The 20,533-nt window shown below is 45.0% G+C and carries 13 protein-coding genes; 6 read left to right on the top strand and 7 right to left on the bottom strand.

The window, feature by feature from the left end; genetic code table 11:
• Nucleotides 1-58: 58 nt before the first annotated feature.
• The 3 genes from NLBNIHML_RS21390 to NLBNIHML_RS21400 form a co-directional block, all read right to left on the bottom strand.
• A complete protein-coding gene (locus tag NLBNIHML_RS21390; RefSeq protein ID WP_494352692.1) occupies nucleotides 59-1,825 on the bottom strand; it encodes a leucine-rich repeat domain-containing protein in 1,767 nt (588 codons plus the stop codon).
• A gap of 280 nt (nucleotides 1,826-2,105) precedes the next feature.
• Nucleotides 2,106-2,987 carry a GNAT family N-acetyltransferase gene (locus NLBNIHML_RS21395; protein WP_494352693.1) on the bottom strand — a complete coding sequence of 294 codons (882 nt, stop codon included), beginning with the start codon at nucleotides 2,985-2,987 and terminating at the stop codon, nucleotides 2,106-2,108.
• Between the two features lie 102 nt (nucleotides 2,988-3,089).
• Nucleotides 3,090-3,296: a DUF2536 family protein gene (locus NLBNIHML_RS21400; protein ID WP_339239535.1), complete on the bottom strand. Its 207-nt coding sequence runs from the start codon at nucleotides 3,294-3,296 to the stop codon at nucleotides 3,090-3,092.
• A 221-nt stretch (nucleotides 3,297-3,517) separates the two neighbouring features.
• On the opposite strand from NLBNIHML_RS21400, the gene NLBNIHML_RS21405 reads away from it, so the two are divergent.
• The 3 genes from NLBNIHML_RS21405 (at nucleotide 3,518) to NLBNIHML_RS21415 (ending at nucleotide 13,075) form a co-directional block, all read left to right on the top strand.
• Entirely contained in the window at nucleotides 3,518-4,666 is a 1,149-nt protein-coding gene (locus NLBNIHML_RS21405) for a response regulator (protein ID WP_339239536.1), read from the top strand.
• Nucleotides 4,663-7,716 (top strand): hybrid sensor histidine kinase/response regulator, encoded by a 3,054-nt coding sequence (locus NLBNIHML_RS21410; protein ID WP_494352694.1) that lies wholly within the window; start codon nucleotides 4,663-4,665, stop codon nucleotides 7,714-7,716. Before NLBNIHML_RS21405 ends, NLBNIHML_RS21410 begins: the two co-directional genes overlap by 4 nt.
• A 220-nt stretch (nucleotides 7,717-7,936) precedes the next feature.
• Complete coding sequence (locus NLBNIHML_RS21415) at nucleotides 7,937-13,075, top strand: Ig-like domain-containing protein (protein ID WP_494352695.1); 5,139 nt, start codon at nucleotides 7,937-7,939, stop codon at nucleotides 13,073-13,075.
• Nucleotides 13,076-13,394: 319 nt separating this feature from the next.
• Here NLBNIHML_RS21415 and NLBNIHML_RS21420 read toward each other — a convergent pair whose 3' ends face one another.
• Nucleotides 13,395-13,862, bottom strand: coding sequence for a DinB family protein (locus tag NLBNIHML_RS21420; RefSeq protein WP_494352696.1), 468 nt, complete (start codon nucleotides 13,860-13,862; stop codon nucleotides 13,395-13,397).
• Nucleotides 13,863-14,284: 422 nt separating this feature from the next.
• On the opposite strand from NLBNIHML_RS21420, the gene NLBNIHML_RS21425 reads away from it, so the two are divergent.
• On the top strand, nucleotides 14,285-15,277 hold the full coding sequence (locus NLBNIHML_RS21425) for a tRNA dihydrouridine synthase (protein ID WP_342571843.1): 993 nt from the start codon (nucleotides 14,285-14,287) through the stop codon (nucleotides 15,275-15,277).
• A 321-nt stretch (nucleotides 15,278-15,598) separates the two neighbouring features.
• On the opposite strand, the gene NLBNIHML_RS21430 is transcribed toward NLBNIHML_RS21425, so the two are convergent.
• Nucleotides 15,599-16,654: an ankyrin repeat domain-containing protein gene (locus NLBNIHML_RS21430; protein ID WP_494352697.1), complete on the bottom strand. Its 1,056-nt coding sequence runs from the start codon at nucleotides 16,652-16,654 to the stop codon at nucleotides 15,599-15,601.
• A 299-nt stretch (nucleotides 16,655-16,953) separates the two neighbouring features.
• On the opposite strand from NLBNIHML_RS21430, the gene NLBNIHML_RS21435 reads away from it, so the two are divergent.
• Nucleotides 16,954-17,523, top strand: a complete 570-nt coding sequence (locus tag NLBNIHML_RS21435; protein ID WP_494352698.1) for an SF0329 family protein — start codon at nucleotides 16,954-16,956, stop codon at nucleotides 17,521-17,523.
• A 165-nt stretch (nucleotides 17,524-17,688) separates the two neighbouring features.
• Nucleotides 17,689-18,855, top strand: coding sequence for a uroporphyrinogen decarboxylase/cobalamine-independent methonine synthase family protein (locus tag NLBNIHML_RS21440; protein ID WP_339258848.1), 1,167 nt, complete (start codon nucleotides 17,689-17,691; stop codon nucleotides 18,853-18,855).
• 200 nt (nucleotides 18,856-19,055) lie between these two features.
• Here NLBNIHML_RS21440 and NLBNIHML_RS21445 read toward each other — a convergent pair whose 3' ends face one another.
• Together NLBNIHML_RS21445 and NLBNIHML_RS21450 are read right to left on the bottom strand one after the other, a co-directional pair.
• Nucleotides 19,056-19,634, bottom strand: a complete 579-nt coding sequence (locus NLBNIHML_RS21445) for a GNAT family N-acetyltransferase (protein ID WP_339239547.1) — start codon at nucleotides 19,632-19,634, stop codon at nucleotides 19,056-19,058.
• A 75-nt stretch (nucleotides 19,635-19,709) separates the two neighbouring features.
• The gene (locus NLBNIHML_RS21450) at nucleotides 19,710-20,450 is read right to left on the bottom strand and encodes a TVP38/TMEM64 family protein (RefSeq protein ID WP_494352699.1); all 741 of its coding nucleotides are present in this window, start codon (nucleotides 20,448-20,450) and stop codon (nucleotides 19,710-19,712) included.
• Between the last annotated feature and the right edge of the window lie 83 nt (nucleotides 20,451-20,533).

Raw genomic sequence — 20,533 nt, forward strand, 5'->3', positions numbered from 1 at the left:
TTTTAATACCATCCATTAACTGTAGTAGTCTAAAACTCCCCATCATCCCAGGCGGTAATTAATACACATGCACACCCGTACCAAGCACGGATTTGTTTTGGACGGAATTACCGGAGAGATACACCTTTTTCAGATCAGGCAGTTGGCTTAGGGTCTCGATATTGGAAATGGCATTATTCTCGAGATGAAGCTCTTCTATGGCCTGCCAGTTACTCATGAATTCGAGAGAAGCCAAATTGCTGTCTTGCAGAGTAAAGGAACGCAGAGCGGGCAGTTTCGCAAAGTAAGGCATCATTTGGTCAACTTCAGCAACAGAGGTGTTATTTATGCTGAAATATGGTTGCTCTAAGGTCAAATGTTCAAGCACGCTGTTCTCCGTGGCCGATTTTTCTTCAAAGTTCAGCCTGCACTCGGAACACATCAGAGATTTGATCTGCTTCAAACGAAATAAAGCATCGCTCTCCTGATATAGTGACGAGTCGTAAATGCTTAGAGTCTCCAGGCTGGATAAGCCGTCCAGGGCGCCCAGACGGGTTACTTCACTGACCTCTGAGAGGGAGAGTTGCTTAAGTTTCGGGAATTTCCCCAGCGCCGCCAAATTCAACTCGCCACTTCCGCCACTGAGCGTCAGGCTGGTTGCGGCGGGCGCTTTCAGTCCGGCGAGAAAAGCGCTTGAAATTTCTACTCGCGTTGCCTTAGGTAATGTCAGCGCTTCTGCATTCTCGTAGTAGCCGGACAACGTTAATTCCCGCAAAGAGGACAGGCTATTGATGGCCTTTACCGAACTAAGTTGACTTAGAGAAGCTAGGCGCAGTGAAGTAATGGAGGCCTTGCCGTCCAAGGGCTCCAGGCTTGAGAAGTTTACGCTTTCGAGATCAAGCGTTTGTAGAGCAGGCATATTTTGTACAAAGTCGATAGACTTTACATTTGTTAAAAAGGATAGCTGAAGCTCCTGAAGCTGGGTCAAGGCGTACAGCGGTTGCAGGTCTGTGGTTTCACTGTATTGTATGGATAAGGATGACAGCCCGGTCATGGAGGACAACCATCCCAGTTCATCGACAAAGGTGAGCGACAGGGACTTGAGCGGTAGCTTATTCAACAGAAAGAAATCCGTTACGGATTCATCCACATAGGTAATGGATAATGAGCTCAGATTAGGAAATTCCAGCAGCATGGCCAATTCCTGATTGCTGCGAAGCTGAGTGGAAAGCTCCGTAATTTTAGTTTTGTCGCCAAAGTAGCCCGAAAATTTGCTGAAGGATTCGTTAAAAGCACCTCCATAACTTTTTAATCCGGACATATGGGCCAAAGTGGTTTGATCCGTCTGGGAGATTTCATAGGTATTCGTCAGATCGAGTGCCGTCAGTCCCGTAAAGGCTTCAAAATCCCGCTGATCGATCTCCTGGTTATTCAGTTTCTTGTCCTGAGTCACATAAGTGATTTTCTCAGCCTGTTCATCGCTGAAGGGGTCGGAGAAGCTGTATGTAAACTCCCACTGGTCATGATCCGAATAATCTACAGTTAAGTAACGAATACGAGCAAGTTCATCCTCAGTCGGCAGGGCAGTCCCTTTATCGAAGATATCTCGCAAAAAGGAGAGTACAACCTCACTTTCGGGCATCTTCCGCACAGGCAGATTGGCTTCTGCTTGGGGATGAGTGGAGCTGACATTGGAGTACACATAAGTACCGATGGCACCGGTTAATGCCAACATCAGTATAAGTAAAAGCTTTATGGAGACAGCCTGCTTCGGCGTTGCCTTGGGAGGCGTTCCATGGTAATGATTAATGGTCTGGTCCACGTAATAGACATTATTTTGCTTCAATAAAAGCTCTGTTTCACAATAGGGGCACTTTAAAATTTGACCCTCTTTGTATTCAATTCGTCCGTTGCAATTGGGACAGTTTAACGGAATAAACGCCACAAATGTCCTCTCCTTCGTTATGATGTTCATCAATTTATGCCAAACGGTCATCTGACTTCATTATACCTTGTGAATTTACGTTTGATGAGAGAAAGAAGTTTCACATAACGAAGGAGCAGGGAAATCCTGCTCCTTTTGATCTTTTTTTAGGCATGGCTGAGGGAAGGTATTAAATAAATCATTAAGCGATTGAAGTAATCGGATGTTTAACATGCACAGGGTACAGATGATCACCAGGTATTCTTACGAATAAGCCGTCATTAGTGAGGGTACTTTTTAGAACGAGATGTTCTGTTGCATCTGGTGTGAAATGGAAGGTGATTGTCTCCGTATACTCATCTGCAATCTTATCCAAGATATCTTTCATATTTATTTCGTTTAAGCTAACAACGTCGAAGAGCTCAATATGATTGTCTTCTTTCTGATAAATAACAATGACGTTTTCATCTTCTAAGTAATTAATATCATTACTAAAGACATTCAGGCAATAAAACATGAGTATGCCTTTCGTCTGGGCGGTTCCGAAATGCCGAGAAACAGGCAATCTTTCCGATGCGAATTTTTGAATAAGATGTAAATCATCCGCGTTAGCAACATCGAGTTTCCGAAGGTTCACAGGTTTGGGTGATTTTTTTGCCGTATAATCCATTAAAAAAAGATGTTCTTCCACCGGCTTAAAACCAAACTTGGGGTAAAAATCAAGCACCGATTCATTGGCAAAAAGGTACATGAGATCGTATTTGTTCTCGTATTCCTCTAAAATTCTGTTCATTAAACGAGTGGATAGTCCTTTCCCTCGATAGTCGGGATGTGTCATCACTGTACCGATTTGAATCGCTTTTTTCTGCTCCCCGTGAATGATGAGCTCAAGGATGTTAACGGAAGCATTGGCAACAACCCGATCTCCGTCCACAAATGAAAAAGGGATGTAGTTCTCGCCCCAGCATCCGTGCTGGTACCAATTTTCAAAATCAATATCAAAAGTCTCGGCAGCAAGCTCGAAAAAACTCTTGCGCAGTACTTCGTTGTTTTTATAATTCTTCATAAATGTTAATTCTTGCATGGTACTCTCTCCTTAACCCTCAATAGTAACTACATAATATGACCATGCAGTAACTGCAATTAAGTCAGTAATCTGGTATTCACTATTCAAAGTCTTGGTCCATTAATCTAAGGCAAAATGCACGACTGCGCTATATAACATTTTTGTGCGAATAGGATCAAACGTTACTTGATGTTGGACTTGCTTTACACGCAGCATTAATGCCTTATTGATTTCAATACGTTCTTCGATCGCTCGCGCCAGTTCATGAAAGTCATAAGCCTGCAAGCATTCGACTTTATCTTTTATGATATCCAGTGAAATTTCCATATTTAAGTCAAGCCTCCTCGGAATGTCGATCTGCAGGTTAAATGCCTGTCGAGCTTCATTGTAGAGGAGCTTTTCCAGTTCGGCAAGATGAATTCCACTCAACATATCAGAATCTAAAGAGACGAAGCCAACCGCCCGATATATATGTATAAATAAATTTGGATATAAACATTGATTCAAGGCCGCTAATCTTTAGCATGAACGAAAAAGGAGAACAGCCAATGATCCGTGTCATGTTGATTGACGATGAAGAAGATGCACTAGATCTGCTTGAGATATTGCTTGGTCAAATGGGGAATGTGGAGATCGCTGGAAGATATCTAAATCCCCTTCAGGCGTTGGAAGATTTAAACCGAACAATGATAGATGCTGTGTTTTTGGATATCCAAATGCCGGGTATGAAGGGTACCGAAGCAGCTCGGCGAATAAGAAGCATTTCTCCTGAGTTGCCGATCATTTTCACGACGGCCTATGCCGAGTATGCATTAGAAGCGTTTGAGATTGATTCAACCGACTATCTGTTAAAACCGTTTACGGTGAGCCGTTTACAGAATACGGTGGCACGGATAACCAAAGATCTGTACAAGCAGTCCAGTCTAACAGAAGAAAATAAGCCTTTAGTTCCGTCAGTTCTTTCTCTCGGAGGATTCCATATCATATCACCAGGCGATACGGGCAAGGAAGTTATATGGAAAACGAAAAAAGAGCGGGAGCTATGTGCATTTCTAATTCATCATGAAGGTAAGCGCGTAAATGCCGCTGTCATTATAGAGGCGTTGTGGCCGGGTTACGATCTCGATAAAGCCAAATCGTATTTGTACACCTGTCTTTCTTATCTTCGAAGAAGCTTGACAGAGCATGGTGTAGCAATTCATATCCGTAAAGGAAATCAGGGGTTTTCCGCTGAACTGAACGACATTACAATAGATGTCTCTCAATTCGAGACATTGTTAAATAAAATATTGGCGGAAGAGCACATAAATGAGCTTCATTATGATCAGATGAACGAGATGTACGTCGGAGATTATATGGATGGATGCAATTTTGACTGGGCAATTGCCAGACAGTTGAATATCAAGTCGTTGTATGTCCGTGCACTTCGCAAATGGTATATGTATTATCGTAGCCAAGGAAAGCTTTTGTTTGCAGCGAATAGCTTACAGCGATTACTGTCACTTGTTCCTGACTCCGAGATCGATGGACGTGAGTTGATTAGAATTCATCTGGAACTCAGTAACCGGAGTGAGGCATACCGTGTAAGTCAGGAGTTAGAGCAAGCCGTGCGCATTCAACTTGGAACAGAACTGGAGGAGGAGACGTTGTTATTGATTCAGAACACGATGGAGGGATCGGGGCGCACATTTCAATGAAACGCAAAATCGTTGCGATCCTAATTACATTGACAATGTTGTTCGCGACTTACGGTATGCTGTTAACATACTTTACTTTTAACAAGAAAACGATGCCGATGGCGGCCAATGGAGTCATGGACTTAACCAATTGGGCATTTCAGGAGAAGGGTGTCGTCCGGCTGGACGGGCAATGGGAGTTTTATCCGAATCGACTACTCTTCAGCCATCCCCTCACCTCTGAGGAAGCGGGAGATGAAGCCCCTTCTTTCATTCAGGTGCCCGGGTCATGGTCCAAACAGATGGATACGTTGGGTGTGGCAACGTATCGTTTGAGGCTTTTAATTGATGACGATAGCGTTATATATGGAATGAAGACGGCAGCCATATTGATCTCCAATAGGCTTATCGTCAACGGGCAAGTCGTGGGCTCAAGCGGGTATCCCGATCACAAAGACGATTATTGGGCGCTTAACAAGCCATATGTCAGTTATTTCACTTTAAAACCAGGCTGGAACGATATCGTGATCGAAGTTGCCAACCATGAATTCCGGGTAACGAGTGGAATTGGGGAGTCTATCCAATTTGGCAAGGCTGACCAAATTGCGAAAATTCGGGATGTCGCGACAGCACACGATTGGATTGCCCTAACAGCCTTCCTGATCATGGGGCTGTATTTTATCGGATTATTTTCTCAGCGCAGGAATGATCAGTCCCTTGTTGTATTCGGACTCGTCTGTGTATTTATTGCAGCGTTTACAAGCATCAGCGGTGAGAGGGTGCTGTTCGATGCGCTGGGCCCACTTCCATTTTGGCTATATTTTCGCATTCAAATGGTGTTGACCATTGGGGTAGGTGTAGGATTTTTCTTGTATGTGTATACTGCTTTTCGTCCCTACAGTTATAGAGGATTTACGAAGGCAGGACTACTATCAGGAGGTGCTTTACTTCTCTTGCATATGGGCTTTGCTACGCAAATTACGACAGGGCCGTTTCGCCTTGTGACATCACTGTACGTCACGTTAGCTTTGTTGTACGCCACCTATGTGTTTGTATATGCTGTTCTAAATAGAGTGGCTGGCAGCTGGTATCTGGCTGTGGCGGCGATGGCTTTGAACGCGCTAGTGTTGAACCAGAACTTAAACGTCTACTTTGGCGTTCCGATCTATTCGCTGCCACCCGTCGAGCCATTTCTTGTACTGCTCATGCTTGCACTATTGATGTCGCTCCGCTTCTCAAACGCATTCCAGAGAATAGAGGAACTCTCGGGTCAGTTAATGGAGGCGGACAAGCACAAGGATGATTTTCTCGCACGTACCTCACACGAGTTTAAGACGCCTCTTCATGGTGTTATGAACATATCCCGGTCTATGCTTGATGATACTGCGTTACCTCCTACGTCAGGGCAACGAGAGAAGCTTCAGTTGATGATCGATATTACCAGGAAGCTTTCTCAGATTGTCTATGACATTCTGGACTTGTCGAAGCTTAAACAGGGGGAGCTTAGAATTGATCCGGCGCCAGTCGATGTCCGTTCAGTCGTAGAGATGCAAATCCGTTTCTACTCTTATCTCAGTGCGGAAAAGGAGATTCAACTCGTCAATCAGGTGCCAGCGGACTTGCCGCTCGCTTATGCTGATGAAATCAGGTTAAGTCAGGTCATTAGCAATCTGCTGGACAATGCAATCAAGTACACAGAGAACGGAACGATCATTGTTGCCGGGAAGGAACAAGAAGGCCTGTTGCAATTCGAAGTACAGGATACGGGGGCGGGTATACATCCGGAGGATATGCCGTATATCTTTGAGCCGTTCAAATCCATGGAAGAAGTAAGCCAACGCGGCTCCGGGCTTGGGCTTTCTATCGCTAAGCAGCTGATTAATCTGCAAGGGGGGACACTATCCGTGAGCTCAACCCTGGACGTGGGGACGACATTCACGTTTACCCTGCAGCGGGCAACATCAAATAATGAAAATATAGCTAGCTCGGACCATTCATCAGCATCTTACATTCAACCTTTGGAGAACGAGTATTCGTTTCCTACACCGTATATTGCGAATGCCGCTGGTAAGCGCACGATTTTGATCGTTGATGATCAATATGTCAATCTGAAGGTTTTGCTGGATACGCTACAATCCCATGACTATCGGATCATCGCAGTCAAAGATGGATACGAAGCACTTCGCCAGATCGATGAACCGGGCAGAATTGACCTTGTCATTCTGGACCTGATGATGCCAGGTATGTCCGGATACGAAGTATGTCAAGAAATTCGCAAGCGCTATTCACTCCTGGAGTTGCCCGTGTTGATGGTTACTGCGGCAATTCAACCACAGGATAAGGTGGCTGCATATCAGGTTGGAGCAAACGACTACTTGCCCAAACCGTTTGATTTGGAAGAATTAAAAGCCCGAATCGGAAGTTTGCTTGCCATGAAGGAATCATTGGGACGTGCAGTATATATGGAAGTGGCTTTCCTTCAATCGCAGATCAAGCCGCATTTTCTATATAACGTTCTTAATAGTATCGTTGCCTCCAGTTATACAGATATAGAGCGTGCGCGGAGCATGATCATCGCGTTGGCTGATTATTTGCGAGGAAGCTTTCGGTTCAGCAATTCAGATAAACGCATCGAACTCGATGAGGAATTCAAGCTTATTCAAACCTATGTACAGATTGAGCAGGCAAGATTCAGGGACCGTATTTGCTTCCAATATGAGATTCCTGAAGAGGCATATCGTTTACAGATACCGCCGTTGCTGCTTCAGCCGTTGATCGAAAATGCGATTCGCCACGGCATCGGAGATCGAATTGAAGGCGGAACAGTGAAATTGATAGTGGAGAGATTAGAAGAGGATTGGTTATTTGTTGTATCCGATGACGGAGTCGGAATTCCTCCCGACCGTATGAAGATATTACTTGAACATAGCGAATCGGCCGTCCAGCAAGGAGTAGGTTTACGAAATATCGATAAGCGATTGAGATTTGAATACGGAACTTCACTGGTACTAACGAGTGAACCTGGGCATGGAACGAGCGTTGCCTTTCATATTCCTAATGGGCTGTCTTAAGAGAACATATGTTATATCAATGGGTTCCATCGTACATGCGGTGGGGCTCTTTTTGTATTTATTTGATGGATAGTTAACTGAAAATGTGGATTGGTGGACGGGTATGATTAATGTCGTCGAATAAAGTCGAATAACATCGTTTTTTAAGGTTTTTTTAAGGTGTGCTCCGTTATGCTGAGTAGAATGCAACTGATTAATATTGCGGAGGGGGAGACATGTAATGATTTCAGTGGGGGGAGCAAGTAAGAAATACGGAAATTTTCGAAGAATGGCACATCTGTTTCTAGCCATCATTCTTTTTATACCATCTTTAGTGATTGGGGGCGGTGTAACTTCGGCGGCATCCGGCTGGTCGATCATTGATGGGAATGGAGCAACTGGCATTAATGTAAATTCAGCCATGAGGGGTGAAAAACCTGCCATAGTGGAATGGAATGGTGAGATTTATGTGGCATGGAAAGAAACGATTCCGAGTACGCCTACGATTAGCCAGATCAGAGTTAAAAAGTTTAATGGCTCAAACTGGATTAGTGTTGACGGCGGTCACCCAACATATGGTCTGAATTACGATTTAACCAAAGATGTCGTATCTCCGACCCTCGCCGTGTACAATAACGCTCTATATTTGTCTTGGACGGAAATGAAAACTTCTTCTATTGGCCAGATTCGGGTCAAAAAATATGACGGTACGAGCTGGACAAATGCTGAAGGAGGAAGCACAGAAGGAATTAATGAAAGTCCCTCATTAAATGCGAGTACTCCCATGTTAACTGCATATAAAGGGGAGTTGTACGCAACTTGGGTTGAAGCAGCTAAGATTCGCATGAAGAAGTATAATGGCACCACGTGGGCAAGCCTCGATGGGGGCGGAACAGAGGGATTAAACGTAAACCCGGGTAGTGGTGCAGCAACGCCCATCATTACAGTAATGGGGGATGATTTATACGTAGCGTGGGTCGAGTATTTGACCGGTGCCAAGTATCAGTTGCGTGTCAAAAAATATGCTGGATCAAACTGGTCATTGGCAGACGGTGGGGTTGGATTAAATATAACTTCTACGGTTATTCCAACCAATCCCTCATTTGCTGTTATTAACGATATCTTATACATGGCATGGACAGAACCAATCAGTAGAACAGACGATCAAGTCCGAGTAAAACAGTACGATGGTAACAACTGGACCAGTATTGACGGTGGGGGACAGACAGGGATTAATGTTGGCACTGATTTTCGTACCTTCACAGTGGAGCTGGCAACTCTGAATAATGAATTATATGCCGTTTGGGGCGAATATTCCGGAGTGATCAGTAATGCTATTGCTATTTTTAAGATTCGTGTGAAAAAATATGACGGCAATGGATGGGTTCTAGCTGAAAATGGAAGGAATGGTGGATTGAATGTTTTTACAACTAAAACTGCCACAAGTCCTGCCATAACAGCAATGAATGGAGCACTGTATGCGGTGTGGGATGAGGATGACAGAAAAGTGGTAAATATAAGGGCAGCCCAATTCACGCCGCCGCCTCCACCAAGCGTCACCAGTGTAACTGTGAGCCCGATCACGACAAGTACGATGCAGGGTGGAAGCAGGCAACTATCGGCTGCTGTTAACGCCGTAGGAGAGGCGCCAACAACGGTGACATGGAGCAGTAGTGATGCAACGAACAAGGTCGCAGTTAATGCTACGGGTTTAGTTACAGTTGCACGGGACGCAACACCAGGTAATTACATCATCACGGCGACTTCCACGTTCGATAGTACCAAGACAGCTACATCAACCGTTACGGTGACATATGCACCAGCAGTTCAGAGTATAACCGTTAATCCAAGTACGGATAGCCTGATGCAGGGTGAGAGCACCCAGTTAACGGCAACGGTAGTTGCCGTAGGTGGAGCGCCAGACACGGTAAGCTGGCATAGCAGTGATCTCAGTAACAAAGTAACGGTAGATGCAACGGGGAAGGTTAGTGTAGCATCGGATGCTGCACCGGGCGACTACATCATTACAGCATCTTCCACTTATGATACGGGTAAGAGGCAATCAGCGGTCATTACGGTTACCTATGCACCAGCTGTTAATAGCGTTAGTGTTAGCCCAGATACCGACAGTTTGATGCAAGGAGAGAGCAGACAACTGGTCGCAACGGTAAACGCTGTAGGTGGGGCCGGAGCAACGGTGACATGGGCCAGCAGTGATACGGATCACAAGGTTGAGGTAAGCGATACTGGCTTCGTGACGGTTGCCCCAGACGCTATGCCAGGGAACTACACCATTACGGCAACTTCGACGGTAGACAGCAGTAAGGTGGGTACAGCAACCATTACGGTGACGTATGCACCAGCAGTAAATGGAGTTATCGTTACGCCTGATCCAGCAAGCATCGTGCAAGGAGATGGTACACAGTTAGAGGCAATCGTTGAGGCAGTCGGTGGAGCTTCGACGGAGGTAACATGGAGCAGCAGTGATCTAACCGGCAAAGTCTCTGTAAGTAATACCGGCTTCGTAACGGTTGCAGCGGATGCTGTACCAGGGGATTATACGATAACAGCTACATCGATTGAAGACAGCAGCAAGATGGGAAGGGCAACCGTTACCGTGATGTATGCGCCAGCTATTCACAATATCGCTGTCAATCCGGAAAATGCTTCTGTCGCACAAGGAAGAACCGAGCAACTCACTGCCACGGTAACTGCGGTAGGTGGAGCCGATTCTTCCGTGATGTGGACGAGCAACGATTCCAGCAACAAGGTAACCGTAAGCAGCATGGGAAATGTTAGCGTTGCTTCCGATGCCGTGCCAGGTGACTATGTGATTACAGCGACATCCGTGTACGATCTAACCAAGGTTGCAACGGCAACCATTAAGGTGACGTATGCACCGGCCGTGAACAGCGTCACGGTTAATCCGATTACGGACAGCCTTATGCAGGGAGAGAGCAGACAACTGACGGCAACGGTTGATACCGTAGGCGGAGCGGATGTAACGGTGATGTGGAGCAGTAGCGATGCAACCAACAAGGTGAAGGTCAGCGATTCCGGCTATGTTACGGTAGAAGCCGATGCCGAGCCAGGGGAATATACCATTTACGCGACCTCAACAGCAGATATCAGCAAAAAAGGCAGCATGGTTCTTACGGTGACAGCAGCTCCAACGTATACGATTGCTCCAATTGAAGATCGCACATTGGAACCGCTCATGCTCGATTATGAATCCGGTACTCAGGAAACGAACAGCGTATCCATTCAGCATACGGGAACAGGAAATCTGGTTCATTTATCTGCCTCTCTGAGCGGGCATGATTCGGATGCCTTTGTTATTACGCAGCCGGATGCTGAATTGATCGCTGGTGATCAGACAGATTTCACTCTCCGTGCCAAGGACGGATTGCCCGCAGGAACATATACAGCAACGGTTACGTTGACAGCAGATCTGATGGTACCAGTCACTTTCAAAGTAATACAGGCCGTAAATCTGCCTAATGCGCCAGCCAACCCTCGGAATCTGACAGCCGAACCTGGGGATGGTCATGTCACGTTGAAATGGGAAACGGAACCCGATGTAGAGTACCGAATTTACATGGCAACAGATGATGATCCTGATCATAGGGTTGAAATTACAGCCGAGGCATCATCACCTTATACCATTCCTGAGTTGGTTAACGGCAAGACTTATTACTTTGTTGTAAAAGCAGAGAATAAGGGAGGGCTTAGTGAAGCCTCCAATCAAGTAAGTGTAATTCCATCAAGCGTTCCGGGATCGCCAACAGATGTGACAGCGACATCGGGCAACGGACAAGCGACCGTAAGATTTGCAGCGCCAGTTCATGATGGTGGAAGTCCAATTACGGGATACGAAGTGACTGTATCGCCTGGGAATACGATAATTACAGGCAGTACTAGTCCAATAACAGTAACGGGATTGAGTAACGGAATAAGCTATACTTTTACGGTGAAAGCCATTAACGGTGCAGGCAAAAGTACAGATTCGGCTAGGTCCAATGCAGTTGTGCCTGCAGCGGCCTCTGCTCCGTCAACCAACCCGCCTGTAACACAAGCTCCATCAAACCCACAGTTAACGCCTGTCACACCACCGACAACAACACCAACTACAGGCGTCAATATTTTGGTTAATGGAAAAGTGGAAAATGCTGGACAAGCGATCATATCCCGGCGTGACCAACAAACCGCATTGACGATTGTAGTAGATCAGCAGAAGCTGAATGACAGATTGGCAGAGGAAGGACAACACGCGGTTGTCACAATTCCTATTAATCAAACGTACGACGTTTTTGTGGGTGAGCTTACAGGCGAGATGATTAAAACGATGGAAGATTATCAAGCTATTCTCGAATTCAAAACAGAGCAGGCTTCGTACACTGTTCCTGCTGGACAAATCCGCATTGGGGAGATTGCGAGCCAAGTTGGAGTGTCTAATGACTTGCAGGAAATCAAGGTACAGATTGAAATTGCAGCTCCGACCTCAGTTCAATCGGACATTGTAGGGCGCGCAGTCGCTCAGAATGATTTAACTCTGATTGCTCAGCCGCTTAATTTTACAGTTAATGCCGTTTATGGTGACAAGTCTGTTGAAGTAAAAAACTTCGATGCATATGTCGAAAGAACGATAGCCATGCCAGAAGGCATAGATCCGAACAAAATTACAACTGGCGTTGTCGTGGAGCCAGACGGATCAGTTCGTCATGTCCCGACCAAAGTACGTCAAAACAATGGCCGATACGAAGCTCAAATTAACAGCCTGACCAATAGCACATATGCAGTAGTGTGGCATCCATTACAATTTACAGACGTAATGCATCATTGGGGTAAAGAAGCTGTAAATGATATGGGATCTCGCATGATTGTGGAGGGCGTTGGCAATGGTATCTTCAATCCTGATCGAGCCGTGACTCGTGCAGAGTTCGCTGCCATCGTTGTTCGTGGTCTGGGACTTCGTCCGGAGAATGGGGAAACTCCATTTTCGGATGTGAAGACCGAGGATTGGTACAATGGTGCTATCCGCACAGCACATGCATATGGGCTGATCGACGGCTTCAAAGGTGGTACTTTCCATCCTAACGAAACGATTACAAGAGAACAAGCGATGGTTATATTGGCGAAAGCGATGACGATTACTGGATTAAAAGATAGCCTGAACGCAGAGTCTTTAGATGCCACGCTCCAGATGTTCCAAGATGAGACTACTGTATCCTCATGGGCACGCAGCAGTGCAGTGGACAACGTGAAGTACGGTCTTGTGCAAGGTCGCAGCCAGTCTTTATTGGCGCCAAAAGGTAAGATCACACGTGCCGAGATTGCCACGATCATGCAGAGATTGTTACAGAAGTCGAATCTAATCTAGGTGGTAATCGTTAAACTTTTGGATGATTTGTAAGGTACAGTCCGGGGAAGCTAGAAAAGCGGAATGAGTGCTAATTAGTGCTCATTCCGCTTTTTTCCCATTAAGGGTGTACAGTTGGATTCATAATATACCTAATCTTCCTGATTTCCTGGTATGAGAACACGTTTCATGAAGAGAGAGGATGAAGCCTAGCAAGATATTCATTATCTTTAATGTGTCGAAAAAAAGGCATAACAAAAAAAGCCTATACTTGATAAGAATCAAGCAGAATGGCATACCGTTGATCTATTTTGTTAAATAGATGATTCCCAGGCTCATTTTATTTTGATAAATTCATTTTGGGCGGGATGTACCCAAGTAATCTGGCCATTTTCGCGATTTGTCCCCGATGATGGAATTCATGGGTTGTGCAATGTGTAAAAAGCCATAATTCACTTAATTCGGCGGTTTCACTCATCCAACTGGATTGAATGTCGGGGTTCCAGTTGCTTCTAAAATTCTGCAGGAATTCGTCAACGAGTAAGTCTGTCGCCTCAAATAATTTACGCATCTGCTGAACATTTTGGATGGATTCTGGTTTTATTTTGGGCATGGATCGCCCAAGACCACGCACACCTAACCATACGCGATAACAATCTGTAACATGAACATGCAGGTTACGAATTGAATCTCCACCTAAAGCTTCTACCGGTTTAATATACGCTGTGGGGGACATGTTTTCACACATTCGGAAGAGGGATTCCCTTGTCCGTTTAATCATGTCGTACTGACTTTTTAGTACATCCATGTTTATTGATCTCCTTTCTAACTGTACTGTCTGTTGTATGTTAAACTGCAATCTCGAGCAAGGTCTGACACTGTCTGGTTTTAATTAAAGATTACATGTATCTATAATATATATGATGTATTATGATGTCAAACATATATAGCTACTCCTTGATAGGTTAAATAAAGTGAATGCATAGGAATGAACAGATGGAAAAAAGAAGTTAGTATAAATGTGGATAATGAAGTTGTCTTGCGCCAAGCAGTGGTTTTATAATGGTACATTCAAGAGATTTAGATATCCATTCCTACGTAGTCGACGTTGTTTATTCAGGCTGGCGGGAGAAGTATGCTTCTCTCGGGGGTGTGATATAATCGGTTACAGATGGATTTAACATTTTCGGGATAAAGAAGTTCCCTAGTATGCATAGAGAGGTTTTGGATATGACGAAAGACAATTTTTGGCGTGAATTGCCACGACCATTTTTTATATTGGCACCGATGGAGGATGTGACGGATGTTGTGTTTCGTCATGTGGTGAGTGAAGCAGGACGACCAGATGTATTTTTTACGGAATTTGCGAACACGGAGAGTTATTGTCACCCGGAGGGGCACAAGAGTGTGCGTGGGCGTTTGACATTTACAGCAGATGAACAGCCGATTGTGGCTCACATCTGGGGAGATAAACCGGAATTCTTTCGTGAGATGAGTATCGGTATGGCGAAGGAAGGCTTTAAAGGTATCGATATTAATATGGGCTGTCCTGTAGCGAATGTGGCTGAGAATGGAAAAGGAAGCGGCTTGATCTGCCGCCCGGCTCTTGCGGCGGAGATTATTCAGGCGGCGAAGGCCGGAGGACTGCCGGTCAGTGTAAAAACGCGTCTCGGATTCACGGAAGTCGACGAATGGCGCGACTGGTTAACTCATATTTTGCAACAGGACATCGTGAATCTGTCCATCCACTTGCGGACGAGAGAAGAAATGAGCAAGGTAGACGCTCACTGGGAACTGATTCCGGAGATTAAGCAGCTTCGTGATGAGATCGCACCGAATACACTTCTGACGATTAACGGGGATATTCCGGACCGTGAGACAGGCGTTAGACTCGCGGAGCAATATGGTGTGGATGGCATTATGATTGGACGCGGTATTTTCCAGAATCCGTTTGCGTTTGAGAAGGAGCCGAAAGAACACAGCAGTGAGGAATTGCTTGATCTGCTACGGCTGCATCTGGATCTCCATGATCAATATTCAGGACAGGAGCCACGTTCGTTCAGCGCGCTTGCCCGTTTCTTTAAAGTCTATGTCCGCGGATTTCGAGGAGCTAGTGAACTCAGAAACAGCCTAATGAACGCCAAGTCGACAAGTGAAGTTCGTACGCTGCTCCATGAATTTGGAAATAAGGATCAAGTTGAGGCGGAGGAACGTGGGATTTAAGTTTCCGAGTTCGGAGAAAGAACGGACGATAAGTAAGGTTAGTTTTGGTGTGGGCAAGCGTCATACTCCGGTCAACAAACTAACAGGGATTGAAGAGTTACGTTATTTAGGAGTACTTCCAAAGTGGGAAATCATGAGGGTATCCCGACATATTAGCAACTTCATCCATGGTAGGCTCTCAAGCCATGTCGAGTATTACTCGCACTTAGTCAGGAAAGATTAGTAGTTATGATGTATTGACGGTTATTAAGAAAATAACAGCTAAAAAAGAAGCGGGAGCAACTCCGCTTCTTTTTTAGCTGTTGTCGTCTCCTTGGAGCGTTAACGCGTATACTCCGATTGGGCCATGGCGATCGGCTGAGGATTGGTAACTACCCATAATACCGCCAACTCGGATAATCTGGCAGGCGCATCAAAATCATATCCATCATGAAGCCTGCTGACCAAGTCTGATGCTTCTTGGAGAAGTGCCGGGGCGAGTGGTTCACCAGTGCCCAGGTGACGAATCAGTGCATCTAGCATCTTGCGATACTCCTTATCCCAGTTACCTCCCCCATTATCCAATACTTCATGAGACACGCGCCCTGTGATGCGGATCATCTCTCCCTGCACCGTTTGCGCATGCCCCTGGGCCGGGACAAGATATTCCCACAGTTCTTGGTGCTGCTTAGGCCAGGTGGTTTCTTTTACCTGAATGGGGGTGGTCCCATCGTGCATGATTCGATTCGCGACCGGCTCGACATCAAATAGCTGGTACAGTTTGATCAGCGCATCTGAAACTCCATCGACCTTGTCCTTATTGAACTTCTCACGGGCGAATTCAAAATCCTTACCGATCCGCTTCACCGATTCTTTCATATCCGGGGTGAGCGATGCTCCGGCATCCAGCAGAATTGCGGCAATCTCCGCTAGATTGACAATATCACTATTCCTGCAATTGACTAAGCCCTTGGCTAATGGCGTATTTCCCTGTTTATTTTCTACGTTAATCGCAGCGCCATGGTTTACCAACGCTTGAACCACTGTGGTTCTATATCCACTGACCGCTGCATGTAAGGGTGTTTCATTTTGGTAGTCCACAGCGTCCAGATCCGCACCTAATTCAAGAAACAGGGGGACATTTCCTGACCAGTGTGAGGCATGGGCATGTAGAGGCGTGCGTTGATATTTGTCACGTGCATTAATATCTGCCCCTTGCTCTACCAGCCAGCGAACCAATTCATCCGAAATATGCCGAAAGCTGAGGGCCGTACCTTTGCTGTAGCCCCCACGGGCATCCCATTCGCATTGCTCGAAAACCTCTTTTACCGCAGCGATATCATTATCTTTAACGAGCTTTTCCATATGAGCAGGTAATGTTGTTTTCTTCTTAGCCATTTAAAATCCCTCTCCTTGTGAATGACATCGTATTTTCGTAATGATAGGCAATGATAGATGGATAGAAAGCAGATAATTTCTGCAAGTTTATCACATGAGGAATGTTAAACCAATTACTGGATTTAATCTGCGGATACGACGAACAGAGGAATTGAATCTGTTTTCAGATTGAATAGGGGACTTTGCTTTGTTTGGCTATGTTATAATTTTAGATGAGTTTTCGTAGGGTTGATGGATTGAAAAGTATATAAAATGATCGCCGCAATACGTGCGGTAGGCTTTTGATAATAGGAGGATCTATGTCCTGGAGTAAACTGAAGCAACAATTAGAGAGTTTTCTTAGTCCCGCGTTAATTGGAAAAGTGGAGTATCGTGCAACCAGCTATCGCTATGCCCCTGATAAATCAGGCAATTGTTACATTACCGTAGATCAAAAGAACATCCTGAATATGAGTGATACTTCAACGCCGATCCGTTGGTATCAGACGGAACAGGAGATTAAGAACGACCCTAACATGCTCATTCCTGTAAGTGAAGATGAGATTGAAGTTATCCGGCAAGAGTCCAAAGGCAATATCCCCGAGGATCGATTGCATATCATGGCAAGGAGCAGAAAAATCTCCGTACATGCCAAAGCGCTTTTGGCGGCACAGGCTGCACTCAGTAAATCAAATTTTACCGTTGCAGCTACCACATATTTATCTACTTCTATAGAAGATAATCTGGTGAGCAATGATATTTTGTATAATATTCTGGCTTTAATGGACAGACGGGTTGGCAAAAAACGAATTCTGAACATGTCCGAGCAGATCAAATTAAAACATCCAGCGGTGCAATATTTCTATGAACTGCGTCGTCGTACGGTGTGAAATTTAAATAACTTGTCATGGATAGAGATACACTGTGACGAATTCAATGAAATCTGCTAACAAGTGGGTATAGCTTTTAACTATAACCAGTTATGGTTTTTAAGTATCCCTTCTAACTGCTCTCGGCGTGATATGATCATGGTATACAACGAGGGGGTAATTTACATGACTGACAAGTTCCAGATCGTAGGAAGTTTATTGCGGCCGGAAGAGCTGCTGAAATATAAAACGCAAATTGAACATAACGATGATATCCAATATCCGTTCTATGAAAACTACGAAGGATATGAGAAGTGCGAGACGGAGGCTATCAAACAAGTTGTAGCCAAGGAGATCGAACATAACTTGTCCGTTGTTACCGATGGCGAATTCTCCAAATCGATGTGGCATCTGGACTTTGTATGGGGATTTGGCGGTGTGAAGCGTTACATCGCGGATCACGGCTATTTCTTCAGAGATGTGGACGGAACTTCGAAGTATGAAACACGCAAAGATATCGGACTGCGCATCACGGACAAATTAAGCGGAAAAAATCATCATTTCATTCAATTGTTCCAACAACTGCAAGACACGGCGGGTGACCAGCAAACGAAACTTTGCGTACCATCGCCATCCCATATTTTCGGTGAACTCTCCTGGTCAGATAACATTGGGGGTACAGATTCCGTTTATCAGAACAAACAGGAGCTCAAAGAGGGCCTAGTAATCGCGTATAAGGAATTCGTCGAAGAATTCGCTGCAGTGGGCGGTAAAATTCTGCAATTCGATGATTGCTTGTGGGAACTGTTTGCAGACGACAATCCGAACTCTCCATTTACAGGGGAGCATATTAATCAAGATGAAGTACAAGGTCTCGCTTCTGAATTCATTGATATTAACAATACCGTGATTGACTTTGGACATAGCCTGGGCTTGAAAATGTGGACACATAACTGCCGCGGTAATTATGATTCCCGTAACATGGGCGGTGGATCGTATGTGAAAATCGCCAATCTGTTCCTGAAGCAATTGAAGTATGACCGTTTCTTCCTGGAGTGGGATGATGATCGTGCGGGTTCCATCGAAGCTCTGGAAGTGTTCAAGGACAGACCGGAAACGGAAATTGTATTGGGTTTGCTTTCCTCCAAAACGAGTACCCTTGATGATGAAACACGAGTTGTCCGTTTGCTGGACGAAGCATCCAAAATCATCGATAAGGATCGACTGCTGCTGTCTCATCAATGCGGCTTTGCATCCTGTGATGGCGGTAACGAATTAAGTGAAGCTCAGCAATGGGCGAAGATTGATCAAGGGCAGAAGATTGCAAAGCAATATTGGGGCGGCACCGTCTAGGATTCAAGTTGAATGTATTGTGACCTTATACATGCCTTGCCCGTTCAATAGTGTTCTGTATGAGAATAAAAACGGCGACTTTTCCTCTGGAATCTCATCCAGGGAGAAGTCGCCTTATTTGTAGTGGTACGTGCGGTATGGGTACATTCTCATTTCAATAACTTTTTTAAACTAATGATGACGCATAGGCATGTCTTTCTTTATTTCTCCGATTCACGCTGTGCCAGCCATTCCTTTTTCAACAAAGCATATTGATACGTATTCTCGTATTTCGGTGTGCCGTCCTCATTATTGACAAATGAAATGAACTCCAAAAAAAGACCTTCCCGGCGCATGCCCAGCTTCTCACACAGTTTCTGGGAACGAAAGTTATCATCCTCGACATAGGCGTACACTCTTCTTATTCCCTGTTCCATAAAGAGGTGCTCGATGAAAGCATTAGCGCTTTCACTTGCGTACCCCTTCCCTTCGAATCTTCCATTAAAATTCCAACCAATACTATACGTATCTGAATTCGAATCCTTATCTGTATCAGGATCCTGATCTTCCCTCATGCCAAACAGCTCACCGATCAGCTCGTTACTGTCTTTCAGGCAGACTGCGATTTGGGAATCGTCATTGCTTCTTTTTGCGACCTCCGCCGCCGCGTCTTCCAGTGTTGAAATTCGGTGATCCATAAAGCAATTCACTCTGGGATTTGCTGTGTATTCCAACAGTCCGGCTGCGTCTGTTGCGGTGAAATTTCGTAGGATTAATCGATTGGTTTCAAGGTTTTGCATGAGATATACCTCCAGTGTTCATATCAATAGATTGGCTTTGTTCGTATTGTATTTCTTTTCATTCTACCAAACACACTATTCTTTACTATAGCTGGGTGTAGCTTTGGGTTTGGCTTTGGTTCTGGTTCTGGTTCTGTCAGACCGGGAGAACAACCCCACCAATTTGTCCCTGTAGATATAACCGAGCACGAACCCGATCACAGCGATAACAGAAATACTAATGGCGATCGTATATTGTTGCATATGAATGGTGGACCCCACGGCGGCAGATGCAATGATCCATGGCAGCCGACCGACGATAAGGATCATGAAGAACTTAAACGAACGAATTGAGGTAAGAGCGGCAACAAACACAAGCATGTCTTTGGGCAAGCCGGGAATCACGAAAAAGATGAATAAAAAAGCGGAGAACTTCTTCTCATCATGAATAAATGACATCCATTTATTATTTTTCTTTTGCAGCAGCCGTGAAATATAAGCCCGACCGATAAAACGAGTGAAATAAAAGGCGATCGCTGAGCCTAGTATCAAACCTACAGTTGTATACAATGAACCAATGGTTGTACCGTAAATATATCCGCCTGCGATTTGTACCACTTCTCCTGGAATAGGTGCAACCACAATCTGAAGAATCTGAAATAAAATAAACATGACCGGACCCCAATGTCCGGTTGAATGAATATATTCTCTGAAGTTGTCCATGGAAGACATGATTTTAATAATGGCCGGAGAATAATAGACCAGCAGACCAATGGACAACATGATGAATAGACCCAACAATAGGTTAATCATTACTTTTTTTGAAGGTTGTGGCATAACTTACGACCCCTTTGTATAGTAACCTCTAGATATTTACAGTATAAGTCGAAGTTCTTAAGAGATACCTACATAACTTCTGA

It is taken from the genome of Paenibacillus sp. JNU01 (assembly GCF_059130585.1).